Source organism: Terriglobia bacterium (assembly GCA_020072645.1).
GTDB lineage: Bacteria > Acidobacteriota > Terriglobia > Terriglobales > Acidobacteriaceae > Angelobacter.
Window position 1 is genome coordinate 104556 of sequence record JAIQGK010000013.1, and the last position, 21355, is coordinate 125910.

Below are 21355 nucleotides of genomic sequence, written 5' to 3' on the forward strand. Positions count from 1 at the left end.
GGGAGGTTCCCATGGTCTTCGGCATGTCTCTGGCAACCTACACGTTGATCCACGTCGTCATCAGCCTGATTGGCATCGTCTCCGGCCTGATTGTTTTGTTCGGGATGTTCGGCGCCAAGCGGCTTGACGGCATGACCGCGCTCTTTCTTGCGACCACTGCCCTGACCAGCCTGACCGGCTTCGGATTTCCGTTTGAACACGTGACGCCCGGCATCATCCTTGGGATTCTGTCCCTGATAGTCCTTGCTATCACGATCCCTGCGCGTTATTCATTTCACATGGCGGGTAAATGGCGGGCGCTCTACGTGATCACCGCTGTGATCGCTCTGTACTTTAATTGCTTCGTGCTGATCGCGCAGAGCTTCCTGAAGATCCCGTCACTCCACGCGCTCGCGCCAAATGGAAATGAGCCTCCGTTTGCGATTGCCCAGGGCATTCTGCTGGTGCTCTTCATTGTGGCGGGAACTCTGGCGGTTAAGAAGTTTCGTCTTGGCACGGCGGCGAGCGTAGCCCGCGCGGCCTAGGGCATGAAATCGTGAGCCGGTAGGCGGCTCCATCGAATCTAAATTAAAGTGCGCGAACATTAGGACAATCATGTTCGTGCCCGGCCAACGGCCGCAAGCCAAATCCCTAAGGATTGAGAGATGTGCAGAAACATCAAAACGCTTTTTAACTTTGATCCGCCAGTGACTAAGGAAGAAGTGCAGGCAGCTTCGCTTCAGTTCGTAAGAAAGATCACCGGCTTTAACAAGCCGTCCAAGGCCAATGAGGCGGCGTTTCAAACAGCGATTGATGAAATCGCCGCTATCTCAAACCGGCTGCTGCGCTCTTTGGAAACCACCGCGCCGCCCAAGAACCGGGAAGAAGAGGCCGCTAAAGCACGCGCGCGTGCGGCCGAAAGATTCGGCACGTAAATCCCAGAACTGTCACTTTTGCTGCTGGGACGCGTAACAATTCGCCCTGCCACAGGCGCTCGCGCGCATGAACAAATGCAAACCCAGCAGATGCAAAACTGTTCCTGCCGTTTATTTTTTAGCTATTACCACAATGTCCGTGGGCGCATTCAAGTTTCCAGAAAAGGGCGAGCCGCTCAGTGGAGAAAGCATGCCGGTTGAAGAATTCACGGCGTAGGCAGACACGGTGTTATCAGCTTTGTTGACCGCAAACAAAAACTGCCCTGCGGGATCAAGCGCCACGCCAAATGGATGCTGGCCGGCCGGAACATCTGCAATCGAAGAGAGCGCGCCATTTGTTATTTTGAACGCGGACACGGTTCCGGCCTGCACGTTCGTCGCGTAAACGAACTGATCATTGGGATGGACCGCCAGCCGCAACGGATTATTGTGGCAGGAAACAGAGCAAGCGGGCGCGGCAGCGGGCAGCGCGGAAACCGGCGTCAAAGCCCCTGTGGCAGTGATGTTGAATGGGACAATGGATTGGGCCATGTGATCGCCAACAAACAGGAATTTTCCCGCGGGATCGGCGGCGAGTCCGATTGCAGACGCAAAGCCTGCGGTGCTTGAGGTCGGAAATGGAGAGCCGGCAACGGAGGTTAAAGCGCCGTTGGCTCCAATCTGGAACGCGGAGACAGTGTTGAGATCAGAGATTGAAGAATCAGGGAAATTGTTGGCGAACAATACCGTCCCCGCTACATTCACAGCCAGTCCATAGGGATTGCCGACGGTGAACGGTGATCCTGCAACAGGAGCCAGCGAGCCGTTTGCACCGATGCTGAAAGCGGAAATGCTGTCCGCCGCCTGGTTCGCTACAAAAACAAATTTTCCCGCTGGATCAACGGCAATCCCAATGGGTCGTGCGCCGGTGGCAAACGGAGAGCCGGGCACAGCGGTAAGCTGGCCAGTGCCGGTACTTACTGAAAATGCTGAGACTGTGTTCGCATTCTGGTTGCTCACAAAGAGAAACTTATGCACTGAATCAAATGTGAGGAACTCTGCGCCGGCGCCCGCCGGAAACGGAGAACCGGCAATGAGTGAAAGAGCGCCGGAACTATCCATGGCCAATGCAGAAACAGAGCCGGAACCTGAATTGGTTACAAAGGCAAAGCCGGCTGTGGCCATTGGCGGCGGATTTTTGCTGCCCATGCCGCATCCATTCAACAGCAGGACAATCGCAAGCAGATAGGGAAAGATCAACCGTTGAGCAGGCTGGAAGGTGCGGGAACGGTGTTGCGATGAGAGCATGGCTTTCAGTCTCCCACCTGCAAGTATACGCGAAGCAAATTCAAGCAACGCGGCTTGCTGTTGTGTGGAGGACTGTAGCTGCGCGAAAATCGACCGTGTGCCCTTATCCCGCTGCGGAGTTAGTGTTGCCAACAACATAATTCATTTCGTCAGTCATTAAAACTAAAAATGGAGTGGACCATGAAGGAAATCAGCGCATATCTCATCTTTAATGGAAACTGTCGCGAGGCAATGACGTTTTACCAGAAATGCCTTGGCTCTGAACTGCAACTGATAACGTTCGGCGATATGGGCGGCAATGTGCCACCGGATGCCAAAGACCGGATTGCCCACGCCAGAATCAGCAAGGGCGCCGCGGTTTTGCTGGCCTCAGACAATATGCCGGGAATGGCGTTCAACGCCGGCGATAACTATTTTGTTTGCATACAGTGTGAATCTGTACAGGAGGCAGATAAATTGTTTGCTGCGCTCAGCGAAAAAGGCAAAACCATACAGCCGCCGCAGGAAACTCCCTGGGCCAAACGTTTTGCCATGTTCACGGACCAATTCGGGACCAAGTGGATGTTGAATTGTGCGAAGGCACAATAATGCTTCTTTGGAATCGCGTCCAATTAGGGCGCGATTCCGTGTTTCGCAGCGCGCAATGGCTTTTACTGCTTACGGATTTGGGCGCGAAACGCTCAACGGATAAGAAGCAATTAGATACTCGGCCTGATCACTATCGATGGGGTCAAAATCGAAGATCCATTGGTCCGTATTAAAAGCCCGGACGCGGAAGTAATAGACCTTTCCTGCTTCAGCAGTGAAATGCGCAAGCGCTATTACTGATCCTGTGTTCGCGCACATATGGTGCTCGCCCGGTTCCACGGAGATTGAGAAATAGGAGTTGCGCTGATTGGCGCCAACCCAGGTTCCGTTCACCCCAATTTTTGTTTTAAAGCAACCTCCCAGGCAGCTTATCCGGCCAACATCCTGAATGAAGTAAACCCGCGCTTTTCCGGGTTCGGCTTGCGCGATCGCGTGTCTGGACTCATCCAGCTTAACTTTGAAGTTTGTATCTTTACGGCCGCAAGCTGCCGGGACAGGAGGCTCGTCCTGGACAAATGCGGATACGGCCAAAAACATCATGATGAGAGCGATTCTCATAACTCCTCCGATCCGACGTTTTCAATTCAACTGCGAACAGGTCCCCTGAGCCTTTATAGTCAGGCTGATATGGAAGATGATAGAAGAGCAGGCACTCTGAAAGAACCAAAGTTTTACAAAGTACGGCAAAGATTAGTCAACGCGACGATGAAAGAGGCCATGATTCCACATCTGCGAATACGAGGCTTCTCTGTTAAAATCTATAAGTAACAGAAACTTTCCCGTCTAGATTTCCCAGGATCATTTTTTTAGTCTGTGAAAAATTGTTACGGGCGAGGAGTGTGCATTTCCAGTGAAGCGCGGCAGGACAGCAGTGATCGTAGGCGCCCAGTGGGGCGACGAAGGCAAAGGCAAAATTGTCGACGTACTGTCGCACAATTTCTCCGTGGTGGCCCGTTATGCCGGAGGGCATAACGCCGGGCACACCGTCATTATCAAGGGCAAAAAATTTGTGCTGCAGCTTGTTCCCTGTGGCGTGCTGCGCAAAGGCTGCCGCTCGGTCATCGGCAACGGCGTAGTGCTTGACCCGCTGGCCTTCCTGAAGGAAGTAAAGATGCTGCGCGAAGCTGGCGTGCAAGTGGATGGCAACCTATTCGTTTCTAACCGCGCCCACGTGATCCTGCCCTACCACCGCATGATTGAGATGGGAGCGGAGAATGCCCCGGGACGCGTGAAGATTGGCACCACATCGCGCGGAATCGGTCCGGCGTATGAAGACAAGATGGGACGCCGCGGGCTGCGTGTGGCCGACCTGCTGGACTCCACGCTGCTCAAGTCAACGATTGAAAACGCCTGCCGCGAGAAAAACATGATCGCGCACGCGCTCTTCAATTCCGACCCGCTCGACGCCGACAGCATGTACGCCGAATACGCAGAAGCCGCCAAACAGATTGCGCCCTTCGTGGCCGATACTGCTGTGCTGCTGAACCAGGCGCTGGCGGAAGGCGGGTCGGTGATGTTTGAGGGCGCGCAAGCTACCATGCTTGATATCGACCACGGAACGTATCCTTTTGTTACGTCATCAAGCTGCACCGCGGGCGGCGCGGCCACCGGCACCGGCGTACCTCCAAACGCGATTCAAAATGTGATCGGCGTGACCAAGGCGTACTGCACCCGCGTGGGCGGCGGTCCCTTCCCTAGTGAGGTTGAAGGACCGGTTGCCGATCAGCTTCGCGCGCGTGGCAATGAATACGGCGCGGTCACCGGACGCCCCCGCCGTTGCGGCTGGATTGACCTGCCGCTTCTCCGCTATGCGCAAATGATCAACGGCGTGAACTGGTGGGTGGTGACAAAGCTGGACGTGCTGGACGTGCTCGATGAAGTCCCCGTCTGCGTGGGCTACAAGGTCAAGGGCAAGAAAATGGATTCCATCCCTGCGCTGGCCACCGGCTTTGAGCAGGTGCAACCCATCTATGAAAAAATGCCGGGCTGGAAGAAATCTACTGAAGGCGCGGCCAGCTTTGACGATCTGCCGAAGAAAGCGCAGGAATACCTGCGATTCATTGAGCGCGAGAGCGGAGCTAAGATCGGGATGGTTTCCACCGGTCCTGAGCGCGATCAGACCATGCTTCTGCCGGAATTCGAAGCCGCGATCATTGGCCCGGCTGAGAAAGCTGCTCCGGTAAAAGGCGCAAAAGCGAAATAATGGACCCAAATGGCTTTGCACAAAAACCCCAAACCTCACCACAGATGACACTGATTTACACGGATCAAAAAAAGTTCGATAAAACCATTTGAATTAATAAATCCGTGTCATCCGTGTTCATCCGTGGTGGGACTTGCTTTTTTGTACAAAACAGACCCAAATTTAAAATAGTTTAAGAGGAGAACGCCATGACGGCCTCGGCCCCTCCCTTTGTGGAATGCGATCAAGTCCATGCGGTACTGGCAGTCAGCGACATCCCCGCCGCCATAGACTTTTACACAAAAAAGTTAGGCTTCAAACTGACGTTCACATGGGGTGGTGATCCGCCGACTTTCGCGGGCGTGAACCTTGGCAAGGTGCAGATGTTCTTGCAGAAGGGAACGCCCAGTCCCAAGGGATGTTCCGTGACCTTTCTCGTCGGCGACGCGGACCAGCTCTACGCATTCCATCGCGCTAAGGGCGTTGAAGTCACAGCGGAGATTACCGACAGGGATTATGGAATCAGAGACTACGGCGTGCGCGATCTGAATGGATACCATCTCTCGTTCGGGCACCATATCTTCAACGCTGGGCCGCCGATCAAGATTGAGCGGGTGGACGTGCCGGTGCGACTGGAGAAACGCCTTGCCGCCCTGCTCCAGGACCTGGCAAAGCACAAACGCATGAGCGTGACCAGTTGCCTGGAAGAGATGCTGCTGCATACAAATGATGGTGTTGGGCCGCACGCGCAAACCACGCTCCACTACATTCAGGAATTAAAGAAAGAACATGGCATTGATTATGACTGCCATGCCAGCTACCGGTTTGTGGAAGGTGATTCAAAATGATCGTTCTAAAAGTTGACATGCTGCTGAAGCCCGGCACAGAAGCGAAGTGCCGTGAGTACATCCAAATCCTGCAGGAACATTCGCGCAAGGAGCCTGGTTGCCTGCTGTACATCGGACACCAGTCCACAGAAGACCCGCGCAAGTTCCTTTTCTATGAGCAATATAAGGATGCTGCGGCGCTGGAAGCCCATCGCAATGCGCCATACTTCAAGCAATATGTCATCGACGGGCTGGATACGATCATGGAGCACCGCAGCAGAGATCTGTTTGAGCCTGTTGACTGACGGTCGTCCGCCGCTCTGCTAAAATCCTCACGCCGTGCCGAATGATGCAGCGCTCTTTCCGCGTAATTTCAAAAAGCAATACCCCATTGCTGTGCGTGGAGAAGGCTGCTGGATTACCGCCGCTGACGGCAGAAGATATCTGGACGCAGTGGGTCAGGCTGCGGTCGTAAACATCGGGCATGGCCTGGCTTCTGTCGCAAGGGCGATGGCCGAACAGGCTTCACAGCTTGCTTTTGCGCACAGCTCCCAGTTTCATACCGCAACAGCCGAAAGACTTGCTGCGCGTCTGCTTGCACTAGCTCCTGAAGCTATGCGCCGCGGAGGCCGCATCTATTTCTGTTCGGGTGGGTCTGAGGCCAATGAGACCGCCATCAAGCTGGCACGCCAGCATTTTCTGGAGCGAGGCCAGCCGCAACGCTTTCGCGTGGTCAGCCGGCGGCAGAGTTATCACGGCAGCACGCTCGGCGCCATGGCCATGAGCGGCAACATGGCCCGGCGTGAGCCCTACCAGCCGCTGCTCCTGGAGTGGGGACACGTTGATCCGTGCTTTTGCCGGCATTGCCCCCTGGGATTGCGGTTCCCTGAATGCAGGCTGGCCTGCGCCGAAGAACTGGAAATCCTGCTGCGCGAGGATCGCGAAAAATCTATCGCGGCATTTATCTTCGAGCCCGTAGTCGGCGCGACACTGGGCGCAGCCGTTCCGCCCGATGGCTATGTTCAGCGGATTGCCGAAATCTGTGGTCAGCACGATGTGCTTCTCATCGCCGATGAGGCAATGACCGGCATAGGCCGAACCGGCAAGCCCTTCGCGGTGGATCACTGGCGCGTTGAGCCGGACATGATTACGTTCGGCAAGGGCGCGGCCAGTGGCTATGCTCCACTGGGTGGAGTGATTGTCGCGCCGCGCGTGGTGGAAGCCATCGAAAGCGGCTCCGGCGCTTTTCAGCATGGCTTCACCTACCAGAACCATCCGGTCTCGATGGCGGCAGGCAATGCGGTGCTCGATATCCTGCAAGAGCAGAAGCTATTTACGCGAGTGCCGGCAGCGAGTCGCGAACTTTTTGCCGCGCTTGAGCCCCTCAAACAACACCGTCACGTGGGCGATGTTCGCGGCCTCGGTTTGCTGGCAGGTATCGAGTTCGTAAAAGATAAGAACGCCCGCGCGCAGTTCCCGCGCGAAGAGAACATTGCCGGCAAAATTTTTCAGGCTGCCATAGACCAGGGTGTGCTCACCTATCCAACGCAAGGCTGGGTGGACGGAGTGCACGGCGATCACATCCTGCTCGCTCCGCCGTTTATTATCACGGCAGAAGAATGCAACATCACGGCGCGGGGCATTGCAGTCGCGATGGAAAAAGTTTTTCCTGGCTCGTAACACGAATCGTCGCGCTAACGACTCTGATATCCAAAAGCCTTTGTAGTGACAGAGCCGCCACGCTAAGCCGACAGAAACACTCCTACATTGACTTTAGACTCGCGCGCCACGGCAACGTTAGATGGTTATAACTGCGAAAGCCAGATAAAGGCCAAAAACATCTGCAAAGAGGCATAAAATATGCCGCCTGCGCTGGTATGATTATGCGCAGCACCCCTTGAAGCCCGACAATCTTTGCTACGCTTTTTTCTCTCACACATGTTTTTGGAGAGAGCTGCGTCAGCGGGGAGCCAGACCTTTTGTGGGATTTTTGAAACCAATCGCGCCGGCATGATTGCCGCCGCAGGTCCAACTTATCTCTGTTATTCAACATGGTTATTCAACATGGAGGCACCTTGAGAAGCAAGTTCATGCATACAATCGCCGGCCTGTACCTGGTAGTTGTCCTGATCGGCACCAGTTCTTTCAGCCAGAGCGCTCCGACCAAGCCAGCGGCGGATCCTGCGCCAAAGGCAGCCGCGCACTCCGCGGCAAAATCCCCGCAAATCCCCATACCTGACATTAAGTACACAAAGTTTGTTTTGAAGAACGGACTGACGGTCCTGGTGCATGAGGACCATAAAGCGCCGATCGTGGCCGTGAACACCTGGTATCACGTGGGATCCAAGAATGAGAAGCCGGGCAAGACCGGCTTTGCTCACTTGTTTGAACACCTGATGTTCAGCGGAAGTGAGAACTTTAATACTACTTTTCTCAATGCGCTGGAACGCATCGGCGCCACCAACCTGAATGGCACTACCAATAACGATCGCACCAATTATTTTGAGAACGTGCCTACTTCCATGCTGGACTATGCGCTTTTTGCCGAAAGCGACCGCATGGGCCACCTGCTGCCGGTGCTCGACCAGAAGAAGCTCGACCTGCAGCGCGGCGTGGTGCAGAACGAAAAGCGCCAGGGTGAAAACCAACCCTATGGTGTAGTTGAAGAGTTGGTTACTAAGAATACCTATCCGGCGGGCCATCCTTATTCATGGACTGTTATTGGCGAAATGAAGGACCTTGACGACGCCGCCATGACTGACGTGCAGGAGTGGTTCAAGACTTATTATGGGCCCAACAACACTACGCTGGTGATCGCCGGCGATATCACTCCTGAAGTTGCGCGCCAGAAAGTTGAAAAATATTACGGTGAGATTCCTCCCGGCCCTCCGATTGCCAAGCAGGAAACGTGGGTTGCCAAGCGTACCGGCACGCATCGTGGCTGGGTGCAGGACCGCGTCCCGCAAGCGCGGCTTTACCGCATATGGAATGTTCCGCAATATGGCTCCCCGGAAGAAGCGCAGCTTGATCTGGCGGCGCAGGTGCTGGGCCGCGGAAAAACTTCCCGGCTTTACAAGCGCCTTGTCTATAAAGACCAGACTGCCACCAGCGCCACCGCTTCTGACGACACAAACGAGATCGGCGGCCAGTTTGATTTCACCATCACGGCCAAGCCCGATCAGGACCTGCAAAAAGCCCAGGCAAACTTCCGCAACTCTGAGAAAGCCGCTGATGAAGAACTGAAAAACTTCCTGAAGAATGGTCCTACAGAAGCTGAACTACAATTGGCCAAGACACAGATCTTTGGCAACTATGCGCGCATTGTGGAGCGCATTGGTGGCTTTGGCGGAAAGAGTGATCTTCTGGCCCGCTGCCAGACCTTTACCGGCAATCCTGACTGCTACAAGGACTATCTCAAGTGGATACAAGCCGCCACCCCTGCCACAGTAAAAAAAGCGGCTAACGACTGGCTTAGCGACGGCGACTATGTTCTTGAAGTGCAGCCCTATCCTTCTAACCTGAAAACTGACGCCAAACTAGATCGCTCCAAGCCGCCGGCCACGGGTGAACCTATGTCACTCAAGCTGCCGCCCATGCAGAAAGCAACGCTTTCCAATGGGCTGAAGATTGTGCTGGCAGAGCGGCACACAGCGCCAGTCGTAAACTTCTCACTGCTGGTGGATAGCGGATATGCCGCCGATCCATCCAGCGCTCCCGGCACAGCCAGCTTCTCACAGCGCATGCTGGAAGAAGGCACGCCCACGCGCGACTCACTCAAGATAGGTGAAGAACTGGAATCGCTCAGCGCAAACTTTGGCGCCGGAGCGAACCTTGACTGGGCCTTCGTCAACCTGAACACGCTGGCGCTCACCATGGATAAAGCGCTTGATATCTATGCCGACCTCATTCTGCATCCGGCGTTTCCACAGAAGGAGTTTGCGCGGCTGCAACAGGACCGCATTGCCATTATCCGGCGTGAAAAAGTTCAGCCGCAGACGATGGCCCTGCGCGTGGTGCCGCAGCTTCTTTATGGCAAAGGGCATCCTTATTCATTGCCTTTTACCGGTAGCGGAACTGAAGCCAGCGTAAGCAAGCTCACGCGTGAAGACCTGGCCAAGTGGCATGACACATGGTTCAAGCCCAACAACGCTACGCTGCTGATTGTGGGGGATACCACTCTGGACGCCATCAAACCCAAGTTGGAGAAACTTTTTGCCGGATGGAAGCCGGGCGACGTGCCAAAGAAGAACGTCACAAAAGTGCCGGAGCCGGAAAAGAATGTCGTTTACCTGATCGACCGTCCTGATTCCAAGCAAAGCATCATCTTTGGCGCGCAACTGGCCCCGCCGCGCAACGATCCTGACGCGGTCGCACTGCAACTGGTGAATGACGTTTTCGGCGGCAGCTTCGGCTCGCGCATTAACATGAACCTGCGTGAAGACAAGCACTGGTCATACGGTGTCTTCAGCGCGATCCCTGCGGCGCGCGGCCAGCGCCCTTACCTGAGCATCTCGCCTGTGGAAACTGACAAGACTAAGGAATCCCTGGCAGAACTGGTCAAGGAATACAAGGACATCGCCGGCGGCAAGCCTATCGTGGAAAAGGAACTGAAAGACGAGCAGGACAATGCCACGCTCGGCCTGCCCGGTAGTTTTGAAACCGTGCAGCAACTTGCCGGAGCTTATAGTCAGATCCTGCAATACGGCTTGCCGGAGGACTACTTCAATACGTTTACCCAAAAGGCGATGTCGCTGACGCCGGAGTCCGCAAATGAGATCGCCAAGAAATTCATCCTGCCCGATCACTTGATTTGGGTGGTCGTTGGCGATATGAGCAAGGTGGAAGCTGGCATCCGCGAGCTGAACCTAGGCGAGATCCACAAGATAGATGCGGATGGAAACCCGGTGCAGTAGATGGATTATAGTTTGGTTACTAAAGCCCGCCGAAAGGCGGGCTTTTTCTGCCTCGCGCGATCCGATGAAGTCAATGTCCATCAATTCGCTCGCTGTGAAATGTGAGTGGCACTCGCATACTTACCCTTGTGCTCTTCCTGCCATTAGAAGATATTCATCTTTATCTACCAATAAGAGAAATAACACGCGAACCTACTGCTTCAAATGATCCGTATTATGCGCGAAATTCCCGGCTATATTTTTTTATCGAATCTGGCAATTTCGCGATGGCAGCGTCCCCTCGCCTTGATGGGGTTGCAAAAGCTCATTCGTAATGCAGAGCTTCCACCGGATCCAACTGTGCTGCTCGCGTAGCCGGCAGCGTTCCAAAGATGACCCCCACCAGTACCGCAACAATAATAGCGATGATGGCGGAGAGTCCGGAAATCGGAATTCGATATTCAGTAAGAAAGCGCACAGAGAAAGGAAGTGCCAGCCCGAGGATCGTGCCTACGACGCCGCCGGTCAGTGAGATCAGGACCGCTTCGGTCAAAAATTGCAGGCGGATTTCACGGCTCGTTGCGCCAATCGCCTTGCGTATGCCGATTTCGCGAATGCGTGTCCGGACGTTGGCCAGCATGATATTCATGATTCCCACGCCGCTCACAATCAGCACCAGCAAAGAAATTGCCAGCAGCATCAGCGTAAGTCCATTGGCTGCCCTGGAAGCCACCGCAAGCAACTGCGTGAGGTTTTCCACGCGATAAACTGACTGCGGCCGGTGCCGCGACTGCAGCACTTGCTTGATCATTTCTGTGGCGTGCGTGACCTCGCCTGCGTCAGAGACGGAAAAGAAGACCTGTTTCACCGCGTCATTGCCAGTGAAATATCGCGCCACGTTATAAGGAATGAGCACGGTGTCGCCGGAGATTTCCGATTGACCAAAGGTCTCAACTCGCTCACGGAAGGTGCCAATGATCACGAAAGGAAGGCCGTTGATCTTGATGTCTTTTCCCACGGCCGCGCTCTGGCTCTGGTAGACCCGCTGCGCAAACTGCTGCGTCACGGCCGCCACATGCGCTCGCGACATCGAATCTTCTTCATCAAAGAAACGTCCCGCCAGGATCTCAAGATTCCGCACCGTGGAGTATTGGGTAGAAACGCCCAGCACCTGTATGTCGCGTTCCCTCCCGGCGCCTACGCTCACGCGATCATGGATTTCAACCATCGGCGAAGCCGCCTGGATTCCCGGCACCTCCTGCTGCACTGCCCTCAGGTCTTCCATGGTCAAATCGTCTCTGGTACCGGTGCTGATGGAAGAATTGCTGCCGCCTTCGTAATATGCGTAAACCATGTTCGCGCCAATTCCCTGAATCTGGTTCATGACGTATTGCTTGCCGGTAAGGCCAATCGTCACGACGACAATCAGCGAAGCCGTGCCGATCACCATGCCCAGAGCCGTCAGCGCGAAGCGCCACTTGCTGGTGCGGAAAGAATCCACGGCAAGCGTAACGATCTCACTAAAGAGCATCGTGTTGCGTGCGGTTTCCACCAGCGGACGTCCGGTCATGTTGTTATTGTACGTCTCCTGTTCGTTAGACGCTGGTTACTGAAGTCTGTTTTATTTCCCGAGCGCAGCGAGGGATCCCTATCGCAACCAGGAACTCCAAGGGCAAACAAATCTTTCTAACATTAATTGGTATTCTTTCGCGTGAATTCGCGGCCAAAATCTTTTTTGATCTGCCCGTCGCCATTCAATAACAAAAAAGCAAAAGGCGATCACCTTTCAGCGATCGCCATGGTTAAAAGTTAAAAAGCTAAAAGCCAGCAGCTAGAAGCTCTTATTCCGCTTTCTGGTCCTGCTGCGGCTTAGTGATGGCGATCGTCTCTCCCACATCGCCGACCTTAAAGCGAGCAAAGCGCCGGACAGAGATGTTCTCACCCAGCTTGCCAATCTTGCTGGCGATCAACTGATGGATGGTGATGCCGGGTTCTTTCACGAAAGGCTGATCGAGCAAACAGACCTCTTCGTAGAACTTTGACATCTTGCCTTCCACGATCTTCTCCACCACGTTGGCCGGCTTGCCGGTTGCGGCAGCCTGTGCGCGATAGATTTCTTTTTCCTTCTCATAGGCATCAGGCGTGACATCTTCTTTGCGGACAAACTTGGGGTCCGCCGCCGCAATGTGCATCGCAATGTCTTTGATCAGGTCTTTGAAATCGTCCGTGCGCGCCACAAAATCGCTCTCGCAATTGATCTCCACCAGCACGCCAATCTTGCCTCCGGCATGGATGTAGCTGGCCACGGATCCTTCGCTCGTCATGCGGGCCGCTTTCTTGGCCGCCGTGGCAATGCCCTTTTTGCGCAGCCATACCAGCGCGCCTTCAATATCGCCCTTGGCTTCAGACAGCGCGTTCTTGCAGTCCATCATGGGTGCGCCGCTGCGCTCGCGCAGTTCTTTTACCTGTGCCGCTGTGATGTTGGTGGTCGTTTCTGTACTCATTTTGTTTCCTTCTATAAAAACTTTTCGATCTATAACATTTTGACCCGCGTGGCTCTTCGCCTGACGCGGGCCATAAATCTTGCTGTCTCAAGCTGACGTTTGCGGCGAGTCCGACTTGCGCGCCGAGCCGCCTGCTACAGGTGCCAGAAGATTCTTCGGCTAAGAACACTCTCTAGCGGTTTGGAGCGAAGCGACAAGGAAGGTCCTAAACGGTCTTGGCCACGTCCGCTTCCGGAACATCGACCGGCGTTGCCGTCTCAGACTCCGGTGCTTTCCGCACCTTGCCGCCCAGGACCTCTTCCATGTTCAGCTGCTCTTCTTCCGCCAGATCGGCAGAAGTGGGAGCAGACTGGCCCTGATTGGCAGCGGCAGCGCGCGCTTCACCGGCAGCGGCAGCATCGGCAATTTCCGCGCCCTGCTTGTCCGTAGCGGCCTGTACGCCTTCAGCAATGGAGTCGGCGACCTTCGACGCAAACAAGCGGATCGCTCTCAGCGCGTCGTCGTTGCCCGGGATGACCCAGTCAACTTCCGTGGGATCGCAATTCGTATCAACCACGGCAACCACTGGAATACCCAGCTTGCGGGCTTCCTTCACCGCAATGGCTTCCTTATTGGAGTCGATCACAAAGACCACGTCAGGCAGGCGCGTCATGCTCTTGATGCCGGCCAGGTTGGCCTGCAGGTGCTTGCGTTCGCGTTCCAGCTTAATGACTTCTTTTTTCGGCAGCAGCTCGTAGCGACCATCCGTGGCCATCTCATCGAGCTCTTTCAGCCGTTTTACTGATTTCTGTACGGTGACCCAGTTGGTCAGCAATCCGCCCAGCCAGCGGTTGTTCACATAGAACATTCCGCATCGTCCGGCTTCTTCTGCGATTGCGTCCTGGGCTTGCCGTTTGGTGCCGACGAACAGCACAGTCCGGCCGTCCGCGGCGGCGTCCTGCACAAACTTGCTCGCGTCCTTGAACATCTTGAGCGTCTTCTGCAGGTCGATGATGTAAATCCCGTTGCGTTCCCCAAAGATGTATTCCTTCATCTTGGGGTTCCAGCGCTTGGTCTGGTGGCCAAAGTGGACACCCGCCTCAAGCAGCTCTTTCATGGTGATGTTAGCCAAAATACCTCCTTATTGAATTGCATCCTCTGCGGCTCGCTTGCCCGCTCGGGATTTATTCCCTGCTCCGCTCCCGTTGGTGCGGGAGGGAAGATTTTTGATCCCGGTGATCAAACGCTCAGTTCCGCCCCTCGGGATCCCAGGACGGTTGAGCAAAAGCAAACTTGGTCAGACAAAAGCAGAGCACGGCCAATGCCGTCCTGCTCAAAAAATTATCGCTTGCTGAACTGGAACCTCTTGCGGGCTCCCTTTTGTCCATACTTTTTGCGCTCTTTGCCGCGAGCATCGCGGGAAAGGAAGCCTTCAGCCTTCAGCTTCTTGCGCAGTTCCAGGTTGAACTCCAGCAGCGCGCGGGCAATGCCCATCTTTAAAGCGCCGGCCTGGCCGTTGATTCCGCCGCCTGAAACGGTTGCGGTAATGTTGAAGGTGGAGCTGGTCTCGCTCGTGACGAGTGGCTGTTTCACTTCAACGCGCTGCGCGCCGGTCAGGAAATATTTGTCAAATTCGCGCCCGTTCACCACAAACTTGCCGTCGCCGGGACGCAGGAAAACCCGGGCCACGCTCGACTTGCGGCGTCCGGTACCGTAATACTGAACTTGTTCAGCCATCTTTTCTCAATCGCTCCAAATAATCTTGTAAACCAAATCTTGTGGACCGCAGCCACTCTCCGCTGCGATTTTCCGAAACCAAAACTTGTAAACCGCAGACGCCCTCGGCTGCGAATCGAACTCTCTCGGTATTTGGCGTCAAGCCACGAACAGCGTTGCCCGATTCCAACTTGCTCGCATCGCCTACGCCTTGCCAAATACCAACTACTAAATACCGGTTTTCTTACGCCTGCTTGCGACCCGCCAGCTCCAGAGCCTGTGGCTTCTGCGCCTGATGATCATGCTTGTCGCCGACGTAAACTTTCAGCTTCTTGCCCATGGCCTTGCCCATCTTGTTCTTGGGCAGCATGCCCAGAATCGCCTCTTGCACCACGCGGTCCGGCCTGCGATCAAACAGCTTGCGGAACTGCTCTTCGCGCAGTCCGCCGGGAAAGCCCGTGTAATGCCGATACATCTTCTGTTCGGTCTTCATGCCGGTCACGCGGATCTTGCCCGCGTTGATTACGATCACATGATCGCCAGCGTCAATAAACGGTGTGTAAAGAGGCGACTCTTTACCAGCCAGAATGCTGGCCACACGCGAGGCCAGCCGCCCCAGCGTCTGCCCTGAAGCATCCACCACAAACCATTTGCGCGCAATGTCCTGCCCGCCTGGAAAACGGGTTACCATTTCCAAACTCCTGAGAATAAAAGCACTAAGAAAGACCGCTCGATGACGCCACTTACTTCCTGACGGGGAAGACACAAGGCGGGCCAACTGCAGAGCAGTGAAGGTTTAAGAATACCCAACTTGCCCCAAATATGTCAACGCCAGCACCCAGGAAAGCAACCCGGGCATTCGGCCAGCAGCCCTTATTCTAACCGATTACGGCATTGTTTGGGCATGTGACCTTTATTCTTAGGCCTTGTGATTTTTGTGGCACAGGCACTCTTGCCTGTGTCCGATCCTTGCTGTTCCGCCGCGTTATTCTTGTAACTCGAACTGTGGACCGCAGTCGCCCTCGCCTGCGCTGTAGAATTCTGTCGTACAGGACTGCATTCCGATCCTGTTCTTCTCCGCGTCCCCGCGCCTCCGCGGTGAGCTTTTGTTTTTCCGATCACGCGCGATGTCGGCGATCACGGCAATTTCTTGTGCAGCTGGGGATCCATGAATACCCTACCCCTCCCCTGGTCCCCATTTCTAAAGGACTTACACGATTCCTCCCCACGTGTCCCCATCCGTCCTTGTTGCAAACAAAGCCCTTTGTCTAAATCCTCCCCATTTGATCCCCATTTTGGCTGAGAGATCAGGCAGAGGGTCACAACCCATAAAGCACAAAACGCAACGGAATCTCCGTTGCGCGTGGCGATTGCTCGTGTGGCATCCCCACTATGCTCCTCGCTTGGGTCGGGAAGCATAATCCTAAAAAGCGGATCAGGGCTTTCTTTTCACCTAATGTCGAGCAGCATACACCAATGCTGTGCATGACAGGATCACGATGGCTACCACGATTCCCGCCAAAAGCAAGTCGCTGGGCTCCCATGTTTTTCCTTGTGGGGTAGAAGCGGTTGGCGACGGCGCGTCTTTCTCGTTTTTGTTGACGCTTGAAGTTAACGCCTCTTTCTTGCCATCCTTTTCCCCGGTTCCAGCCTCAAGCTTGCTTTCGATTTCATCGAATACACAGGTTGCCATATTCGCCTTCGTCCTTTCTTCACACATTCCTGAAGAAATGATGCCATAATCGAAGACAAACGGGAAGTCTAATCAATTAGGCATTACTCGTGGAGTTTCGTCGCCAAATGACGCATAAATGATCTGACCGCCATAAATATTTCCTCTGCTGTTTCATCTATGTAGGTACGGTCTACATGCATGGTTGGATTGCGCCATGCAGTTTTTATGTGCCCGATCTGTGCCGCCATTTCAGAAAAAAACAACTCATCCGGTGTTCTTGCGCCGGACGCCTTATAACGATCCGTCAACGCTTTGTCTATGTCGGCTAGATTCCTTCCCCAGTCGGGACGCGCAGGCAATCCGAGTTCTTTAACTAGAGCCTTGAGACCGGTTTCGATCACACGGCTGAGATGCATTACACAGGCTGTGGCCCGGCCAAGCGCCAAGCACTTCCCGGCTTCTTCGAGATCAAAAGCGGTTGATGGAAATGCGTCCTGTACGCCTTTTCCCCACAGCTTTTCTTTCCGGTCACGTAATGACGAGGTCCCGACCAATGTGGCGGATGCTTTTTCGTCTTCCGTTTCTTGAAGATAGAACTCTGCGTGAGCGGGTGCTACAAATAAAAATAAGCGTGCATCCATCTCATCGCGAATACGGGAATCCAGCTCGTTTATTCCAGTGACGACATCTTGGTTGGTTACATCCTGGCTCAACTCGCTGCTTAACCGCTCAACATGAATTACAGATAGTTGTAGGCCGATCTTTTCACAATGATCTTTGATGGCGGCGTAAAACAGTGCCAATCCCTCTTTGTCGCCACTACTTAGCGTCGCATCTGGGGCACTCGTATAAAGCTTGACCCCTTCGAGCCGTAGAGTTTTTGAGATATTGAGAGTATGCGCGGTCTTGACCTGCTCTAAGAGTCGGCCAATTTGATAGAAAGCACGGGCGGCAAACCTCTCCATTTTTTCACTCACCAAGAAGCTGATACGGATGCTCGACCCAAAGGGAGGAGGATATCAAAAATCAGCTGTTCATTAGGACCGTTGCGCAGTGATTTCTCTCACCAGCAATAAAACACGGGGTATATTATTTCAAAAATCTAGCCAACATAGTGAGGGTAAGCGGCTTCACCATCGATAAGAACCTCTCACACATCCGAAAATGCCTCCAAACGAGAAGAAATGTCAGGGAGTGTCACAGCACAACTTGAGCGGCGGCCTGCGAAGTCGTGCCGAAAGACGCCCTTTCCACAAACTCCTTACTGCCGTAGGCCCGCGCGCAGGCGAAGCCGGAGCGCCAAAGAAAAACCACCCAAACTTTACGCATCCTGTTTTACACTTCTTCCCGCCATGAATCGCAAAGCAGCTTTCCTCTTACTGGCCGCTTCTCTCCTCCAAACCGCTATCGCACATGCCGACAGCCTCAAGGACGCCCTCAACGACAAATACAAGGACCAGATTCTGGCGCTCCGCTCTCCGCTCACCAAGGGCGACCAGAAATTTGATTCCGCCGGCCACTCTCTCAGTATCGCCAAGAGTTCGGGCTGGCTTCTTTACGGTGGAATCTCCGTTAAAAGAATAGACCTCTCGTCGGACACCTTGCGGGTGGAGGGGGATGGTGCCACATCCTACCTGGAGAAAAGGATTGGCAAGGTCATTGTGATGCCCTTTGGCAAGGCCCGGCACATAGAAATCCATCTCGACCAACCTCTCAACTCCGTGGACGAGGCGGATGCCATCATGGACCGGATTTTCTTTCTCGGTCCCGACGCTGTTGACCACATCAGGCCTGAGTTCCGCCGGGCCAATGACAACACTCCAGACTCTGAGATCTCTAAAGTTTCACAGCGTGAGTTCAAACCCGCGAGTGCGAACACGGCGGGTTCCAACGATAACAATGACAAGGTACTTCCTCCCCGGCCAACATATACCCCTGAGCCGGAGTATTCCGCGCAAGCTAGCCACGCGAAGTATCAGGGGACCGTGGTTCTGGGCATTGTTATTGACAAAGCCGGAAAGATTTCCCGGATCAGGTTAGATAGACCTCTGGGCATGGGCCTTGATGAAAACGCGATGGAAACCGTTAAGCAGTGGCGCTTTAGTCCGGCAATGCGCAACGGTGAAGCCGTCGCTGTGGCCATGAGCATCGAGGTAAGTTTCAATCTTCATTGAGTGGGTAAACACGTCAAAAAACAGCGCCTTTACTGCTGAAAGCCTCCGCACCATTACGCAAGCCCAATCAAGCTCCGCGACCATCGCCTATTCAAAGCTCTTGCCTTTGCTAATGGTTAGTGCATAATCCGCCACAGGAGAATCCATGGCCTGGGAAAAGGACCTTGAGCGCTGGGTGGACGCGCGCCTGATTGATCCGCTCACCGCCACCCGCATCCGCGATTTTGAAAACGCCGCTGACAAGAAAGGTTTGCGCTGGCCCGCCATTCTCGCCATCAGCTTTGGCGCGCTCATGCTCTGCGCCGGCATCCTGCTCTTCGTTGCTTCACACTGGGACGACCTTGCGCCCTCTCAGCGCTTCCTTCTTGTGCTGGCCATGGTCGGCATTTTTCACGTTGCAGCCGCCGCTCTCGGCCAAAAAGTGCCGTCCATCGGCATCGCCCTGCACCTGGCCGGGACCGCTTCTCTTGGCGCCGGAATTTACATGGCGGGCCAAATCTTCAATCTGCAGGAGCATTGGCCCGGCGGCCTGCTGCTGTGGTCTCTGGGTGCTGCCGTAGGATGGTTGCTGCTGCGCCAGTGGCCTCAGGCCCTGCTTGCTGCCGTGCTAGTGCCGTGGTGGCTTGCTGGCGAGTGGTCGTTGGCCACGGAAGGTTACCGCGCCGCATGGAATATCGCTGCCCAGGGCCTTCTCCTGCTCGCAATTCTCTACTTCACCGCTGCTCCCAAAGAACCCAACCGGCTTTTGCGTCTCGGCATGGTTTGGGTCGGAGCTTTATCGCTGATTCCCATGATTGCTGACGTAATCTTTACCGCGGAAGAGACGGCCTACGACTGGCGCTGGCATTCGCGGTCTTTGAACTTTCCAATTGGATTGAAAATTCTCGGCTATGCAGGCGCATACCTGCCAGTCCTGTTGCTGGCGGCATTCAAGCGAGGGCAACGTTCCATTCCCATGTTCGGCGCAGCGGTCTGGGTCTTCCTCCTCGCGATCCTGAGCAGCAAAAAGGAAGTTGAATCAAGCCCCTGGATCTATCTCTGGGTGGCCTTGGGTGCCTGCGCGCTTTGCTATTGGGGCGTACACGAAAACCGCAAACTCTTTATCAACTACGGAACTGCTGTGTTCGCCATTGACTTGATTGCCTTCTACTTCTCCAACGTCCTGGATAAACTTGGCCGCTCCATGGGCCTGATTTTGCTCGGAGTAATTTTCCTTGCCGGAGGTTGGGTCCTCAACCGGCTGCGCGGTGATTTGATTGCCCGCGCCGCGGCAGCAGGAGCAAGCCGATGAAAACTCTTCAAAAAGGATTGGCGGTTGCCGTCATCCAAATCCTGATCGTTCTGAGCGTGGGCGGAAAACTGCTTTATGACCGCGCTACCAGGCCCCGCGTCTGGGTGCGCACCGCCTCTCTTGATCCCGACCTCCCGATCCGCGGGCGATACCTCACGCTCAACCTCGAAGTCCACAACGCAGAACCCGTGCAGCCCCCGGACCCTAAGAATCCGGGCCTGTATAACGGCGGCTACTATGTGGACCTGGCGGTGGAGAACGGCCGGCTTGTGGCTCACAAAACTGACCGGCCCACCGGGATGACGATCAATTCCTGGGGCTGGCAGCGCAATCGCGGCGGTGATATTTCTGTGCTGTCCTCTCCAGTCGTATTTTTTCTTCCCGAGCACGCTGACGCTCCGCGGGTGGGCAGAGATGGCGAACTTTGGGCAGAGGTCACGGTACCCAAAAAAGGTCCGCCTCGCCCCATTCAACTCGCCATCAAACGCGGCAGCGAATGGACGCCGCTCACTTATCGGTGATTTGAAAGCGCGGTGCGTTATCTTCCCCCAAACCGCGCTTTCCGTTTCTCTACAAAAGCTCTGATCCCTTCCTGTCCATCCGCAGTCCCGCCCGCTTCTGCGATGGCGCGGCTTTCCAGTTCCATCTGCGTTTCCAATGTCTGGTTCCATCCGCCGTGCAAAAGACGCTTGGTCGATCCAAATGCGCCCGTCGGACCTTGCGCCAGAGAGCGAGCCAGCTCTTCTGCTCGCGACTCTAAATGTTCCGGCGCAACAACCTCCGTCACGATTCCACAGTCGCAAGCTTCCCGCGCCGACAGCGCGCGATTCGTCAGCGCCAGCTCCATCGCTCGCTTGAGTCCCACCAGTCTGGGCAGAAAATATGTCGAGCCGCCATCGGGCGCCATGCCGATCTTCGAATAGGCCATCAGAAAATTCGCCGATTCGGCGGCAATCACCAGATCGCAGGAAATCGCCAGGCTGAAACCGCCGCCTGCCGCCGATCCTTGCACCGCCGCGATCACCGGCGCATCCAGCCGCGCAAAGCGTGAGATGGCCAGATGCAGATACGAAGTGATTTCGCGCAGATAAGCCGGCAACTCTTTTTGCGCCACAAAGACTTTCACGTCACCGCCCGCACAAAAACTCTTGCCTGCGCCTTTCAGCAAGACCGCGCGCACGTTCGCATCGCCTTCACAGCGTAAGGCCACCGCCATCAACTGCTTCGCCATTTCCAGATCAAGCGCATTGCCGGCCTGCGGGCGGTTAAGGGTGACGTGAGCAACTTGATCGCGAACTTCAAAAAGGACGGGATCGTTAGACATGT

Annotated in this window: 21 protein-coding genes; 11 read left to right on the forward strand and 10 right to left on the reverse strand. The window is 54.9% G+C overall.

Annotation, left to right across the window (positions count from 1 at the left end):
- Window positions 1–11 precede the first annotated feature (11 nt).
- Window positions 12–524, forward strand: a complete 513-nt coding sequence (locus LAO76_20195; GenBank protein MBZ5493246.1) for a hypothetical protein — start codon at window positions 12–14, stop codon at window positions 522–524.
- A gap of 120 nt (window positions 525–644) precedes the next feature.
- The gene (locus LAO76_20200) at window positions 645–914 is read left to right on the forward strand and encodes a DUF2277 domain-containing protein (protein MBZ5493247.1); all 270 of its coding nucleotides are present in this window, start codon (window positions 645–647) and stop codon (window positions 912–914) included.
- Window positions 915–1025: 111 nt separating this feature from the next.
- On the opposite strand, the gene LAO76_20205 is transcribed toward LAO76_20200, so the two are convergent.
- Complete coding sequence (locus LAO76_20205; GenBank protein ID MBZ5493248.1) at window positions 1026–2201, reverse strand: lactonase family protein; 1176 nt, start codon at window positions 2199–2201, stop codon at window positions 1026–1028.
- Between the two features lie 180 nt (window positions 2202–2381).
- Here LAO76_20205 and LAO76_20210 point away from each other — a divergent pair, with 180 nt between their 5' ends.
- Window positions 2382–2789 (forward strand): VOC family protein, encoded by a 408-nt coding sequence (locus LAO76_20210; GenBank protein MBZ5493249.1) that lies wholly within the window; start codon window positions 2382–2384, stop codon window positions 2787–2789.
- 69 nt (window positions 2790–2858) lie between these two features.
- Here the strand turns inward: LAO76_20210 and LAO76_20215 are convergent, their stop codons facing one another.
- Window positions 2859–3347, reverse strand: a complete 489-nt coding sequence (locus tag LAO76_20215) for a DUF2846 domain-containing protein (GenBank protein MBZ5493250.1) — start codon at window positions 3345–3347, stop codon at window positions 2859–2861.
- Window positions 3348–3639: 292 nt separating this feature from the next.
- Here LAO76_20215 and LAO76_20220 point away from each other — a divergent pair, with 292 nt between their 5' ends.
- The 5 genes from LAO76_20220 (at window position 3640) to LAO76_20240 (ending at window position 10711) form a co-directional block, all read left to right on the forward strand.
- Window positions 3640–4992, forward strand: a complete 1353-nt coding sequence (locus tag LAO76_20220; GenBank protein ID MBZ5493251.1) for an adenylosuccinate synthase — start codon at window positions 3640–3642, stop codon at window positions 4990–4992.
- A gap of 188 nt (window positions 4993–5180) precedes the next feature.
- Window positions 5181–5819: a VOC family protein gene (locus LAO76_20225; protein MBZ5493252.1), complete on the forward strand. Its 639-nt coding sequence runs from the start codon at window positions 5181–5183 to the stop codon at window positions 5817–5819.
- Window positions 5816–6103 (forward strand): antibiotic biosynthesis monooxygenase, encoded by a 288-nt coding sequence (locus tag LAO76_20230; protein MBZ5493253.1) that lies wholly within the window; start codon window positions 5816–5818, stop codon window positions 6101–6103. Before LAO76_20225 ends, LAO76_20230 begins: the two co-directional genes overlap by 4 nt.
- Window positions 6104–6137: 34 nt before the next feature.
- Window positions 6138–7478 carry an aspartate aminotransferase family protein gene (locus LAO76_20235; GenBank protein MBZ5493254.1) on the forward strand — a complete coding sequence of 447 codons (1341 nt, stop codon included), beginning with the start codon at window positions 6138–6140 and terminating at the stop codon, window positions 7476–7478.
- A gap of 410 nt (window positions 7479–7888) precedes the next feature.
- The gene (locus LAO76_20240; GenBank protein MBZ5493255.1) at window positions 7889–10711 is read left to right on the forward strand and encodes an insulinase family protein; all 2823 of its coding nucleotides are present in this window, start codon (window positions 7889–7891) and stop codon (window positions 10709–10711) included.
- 304 nt (window positions 10712–11015) lie between these two features.
- Here LAO76_20240 and LAO76_20245 read toward each other — a convergent pair whose 3' ends face one another.
- From LAO76_20245 to LAO76_20275, 7 genes are all read right to left on the reverse strand, one after another.
- Window positions 11016–12260 carry an ABC transporter permease gene (locus LAO76_20245; protein ID MBZ5493256.1) on the reverse strand — a complete coding sequence of 415 codons (1245 nt, stop codon included), beginning with the start codon at window positions 12258–12260 and terminating at the stop codon, window positions 11016–11018.
- A 271-nt stretch (window positions 12261–12531) separates the two neighbouring features.
- Window positions 12532–13194, reverse strand: a complete 663-nt coding sequence (tsf, locus tag LAO76_20250; protein ID MBZ5493257.1) for a translation elongation factor Ts — start codon at window positions 13192–13194, stop codon at window positions 12532–12534.
- A 205-nt stretch (window positions 13195–13399) separates the two neighbouring features.
- Window positions 13400–14305 carry a 30S ribosomal protein S2 gene (gene rpsB / locus LAO76_20255; protein MBZ5493258.1) on the reverse strand — a complete coding sequence of 302 codons (906 nt, stop codon included), beginning with the start codon at window positions 14303–14305 and terminating at the stop codon, window positions 13400–13402.
- Window positions 14306–14514: 209 nt separating this feature from the next.
- On the reverse strand, window positions 14515–14910 hold the full coding sequence (gene rpsI, locus LAO76_20260) for a 30S ribosomal protein S9 (GenBank protein ID MBZ5493259.1): 396 nt from the start codon (window positions 14908–14910) through the stop codon (window positions 14515–14517).
- A 223-nt stretch (window positions 14911–15133) separates the two neighbouring features.
- Window positions 15134–15580 carry a 50S ribosomal protein L13 gene (rplM, locus tag LAO76_20265; GenBank protein ID MBZ5493260.1) on the reverse strand — a complete coding sequence of 149 codons (447 nt, stop codon included), beginning with the start codon at window positions 15578–15580 and terminating at the stop codon, window positions 15134–15136.
- Between the two features lie 762 nt (window positions 15581–16342).
- Window positions 16343–16582 (reverse strand): hypothetical protein, encoded by a 240-nt coding sequence (locus LAO76_20270; GenBank protein ID MBZ5493261.1) that lies wholly within the window; start codon window positions 16580–16582, stop codon window positions 16343–16345.
- An 83-nt stretch (window positions 16583–16665) separates the two neighbouring features.
- Complete coding sequence (locus LAO76_20275; GenBank protein MBZ5493262.1) at window positions 16666–17541, reverse strand: hypothetical protein; 876 nt, start codon at window positions 17539–17541, stop codon at window positions 16666–16668.
- A gap of 375 nt (window positions 17542–17916) precedes the next feature.
- Here LAO76_20275 and LAO76_20280 point away from each other — a divergent pair, with 375 nt between their 5' ends.
- The 3 genes from LAO76_20280 (at window position 17917) to LAO76_20290 (ending at window position 20550) form a co-directional block, all read left to right on the forward strand.
- On the forward strand, window positions 17917–18738 hold the full coding sequence (locus tag LAO76_20280; protein ID MBZ5493263.1) for an energy transducer TonB: 822 nt from the start codon (window positions 17917–17919) through the stop codon (window positions 18736–18738).
- 145 nt (window positions 18739–18883) lie between these two features.
- Window positions 18884–20029, forward strand: a complete 1146-nt coding sequence (locus LAO76_20285) for a DUF2157 domain-containing protein (protein ID MBZ5493264.1) — start codon at window positions 18884–18886, stop codon at window positions 20027–20029.
- Complete coding sequence (locus LAO76_20290; GenBank protein ID MBZ5493265.1) at window positions 20026–20550, forward strand: GDYXXLXY domain-containing protein; 525 nt, start codon at window positions 20026–20028, stop codon at window positions 20548–20550. The genes LAO76_20285 and LAO76_20290 overlap by 4 nt, the downstream gene beginning before the upstream one ends.
- 17 nt (window positions 20551–20567) lie before the next feature.
- Here the strand turns inward: LAO76_20290 and LAO76_20295 are convergent, their stop codons facing one another.
- On the reverse strand, window positions 20568–21353 hold the full coding sequence (locus LAO76_20295; protein MBZ5493266.1) for an enoyl-CoA hydratase/isomerase family protein: 786 nt from the start codon (window positions 21351–21353) through the stop codon (window positions 20568–20570).
- Window positions 21354–21355: the final 2 nt, after the last annotated feature.

What these genes read in the sequence shown, in the direction of transcription:
- LAO76_20245 (MBZ5493256.1), bottom strand. Translation starts at nt 12,260, where the DNA reads ATGACCGGACGTCCGCTGGTGGAAACCGCACGCAACACGATGCTCTTT.
- LAO76_20225 (MBZ5493252.1), top strand. Translation starts at nt 5,181, where the DNA reads ATGACGGCCTCGGCCCCTCCCTTTGTGGAATGCGATCAAGTCCATGCG.
- LAO76_20230 (MBZ5493253.1), top strand. Translation starts at nt 5,816, where the DNA reads ATGATCGTTCTAAAAGTTGACATGCTGCTGAAGCCCGGCACAGAAGCG.
- LAO76_20280 (MBZ5493263.1), top strand. Translation starts at nt 17,917, where the DNA reads ATGAATCGCAAAGCAGCTTTCCTCTTACTGGCCGCTTCTCTCCTCCAA.
- LAO76_20270 (MBZ5493261.1), bottom strand. Translation starts at nt 16,582, where the DNA reads ATGGCAACCTGTGTATTCGATGAAATCGAAAGCAAGCTTGAGGCTGGA.
- LAO76_20210 (MBZ5493249.1), top strand. Translation starts at nt 2,382, where the DNA reads ATGAAGGAAATCAGCGCATATCTCATCTTTAATGGAAACTGTCGCGAG.
- tsf (MBZ5493257.1), bottom strand. Translation starts at nt 13,194, where the DNA reads ATGAGTACAGAAACGACCACCAACATCACAGCGGCACAGGTAAAAGAA.
- LAO76_20285 (MBZ5493264.1), top strand. Translation starts at nt 18,884, where the DNA reads ATGGCCTGGGAAAAGGACCTTGAGCGCTGGGTGGACGCGCGCCTGATT.
- LAO76_20205 (MBZ5493248.1), bottom strand. Translation starts at nt 2,201, where the DNA reads ATGCTCTCATCGCAACACCGTTCCCGCACCTTCCAGCCTGCTCAACGG.
- LAO76_20195 (MBZ5493246.1), top strand. Translation starts at nt 12, where the DNA reads ATGGTCTTCGGCATGTCTCTGGCAACCTACACGTTGATCCACGTCGTC.
- LAO76_20200 (MBZ5493247.1), top strand. Translation starts at nt 645, where the DNA reads ATGTGCAGAAACATCAAAACGCTTTTTAACTTTGATCCGCCAGTGACT.
- LAO76_20290 (MBZ5493265.1), top strand. Translation starts at nt 20,026, where the DNA reads ATGAAAACTCTTCAAAAAGGATTGGCGGTTGCCGTCATCCAAATCCTG.
- rplM (MBZ5493260.1), bottom strand. Translation starts at nt 15,580, where the DNA reads ATGGTAACCCGTTTTCCAGGCGGGCAGGACATTGCGCGCAAATGGTTT.
- rpsI (MBZ5493259.1), bottom strand. Translation starts at nt 14,910, where the DNA reads ATGGCTGAACAAGTTCAGTATTACGGTACCGGACGCCGCAAGTCGAGC.
- LAO76_20295 (MBZ5493266.1), bottom strand. Translation starts at nt 21,353, where the DNA reads ATGTCTAACGATCCCGTCCTTTTTGAAGTTCGCGATCAAGTTGCTCAC.
- LAO76_20240 (MBZ5493255.1), top strand. Translation starts at nt 7,889, where the DNA reads ATGCATACAATCGCCGGCCTGTACCTGGTAGTTGTCCTGATCGGCACC.
- LAO76_20215 (MBZ5493250.1), bottom strand. Translation starts at nt 3,347, where the DNA reads ATGAGAATCGCTCTCATCATGATGTTTTTGGCCGTATCCGCATTTGTC.